This is a genomic window from Synechococcus sp. H55.10, assembly GCF_047502715.1.
In the GTDB taxonomy this organism is placed as follows: Bacteria; Cyanobacteriota; Cyanobacteriia; order Thermostichales; family Thermostichaceae; genus Thermostichus.
In genome coordinates, this window is sequence record NZ_JANSJJ010000228.1 from 1 (window position 1) to 575 (window position 575).

General features: G+C 60.7%; 1 protein-coding gene. It reads left to right on the top strand.

Features of this window, described 5'->3' with window-relative positions; genetic code table 11:
- The first annotated feature begins 177 nt into the window (after window positions 1-177).
- Window positions 178-513, top strand: a complete 336-nt coding sequence (gene cutA, locus NW858_RS11965) for a divalent-cation tolerance protein CutA (protein ID WP_414520582.1) — start codon at window positions 178-180, stop codon at window positions 511-513.
- Window positions 514-575 lie beyond the last annotated feature (62 nt).

Genomic DNA, 575 nt, shown 5'->3' on the forward strand with positions numbered 1-575 from the left:
CCCGCTATGCCGACTTGCCCGAGATCGTGCAGACAGCTTGGCGCTGGCACCAGAAGCGGCCCTATTTTGCCAAGGCCACACCTCTGCTCCGGGGGGCCTGACCCAACTGGGATGGCGATCCGAGGATCCAGCAGTACGATCAGGGGAGATCGCCCCCTGCCCATTTCCCGGCTTCCCATGGACAGCCAGATCGCCCCAAGCACCCTTGTGGTTGTCATGACCACGGTGGGATCCGAGGCCGACGCCCATCGTTTGGCCCACACTCTAGTGGCCGAGCGCTACGTGGCCTGTGCCCAGGTGCTGCCACCGATAACCTCCTATTACCGCTGGCAGGGATCCCTGCAGAGGGAAGCCGAATTTTTGCTGTTGCTCAAATTGCCCTCTACTGCTTATCCCCGCCTGGAGCAGCGGCTGCGGGAGCTCCACCCCTACCAAGAGCCGGAGATCCTGGCTATCCCAGCTAGCCACGTCAGTACAACCTATTTGGCTTGGGCCCGAGAGCAGGTAGGGTGAAGAATAGCACGACTCCAGCTTGGCCATGATCGCTCTCTATCCCGGTAGCTTCTATCACATAA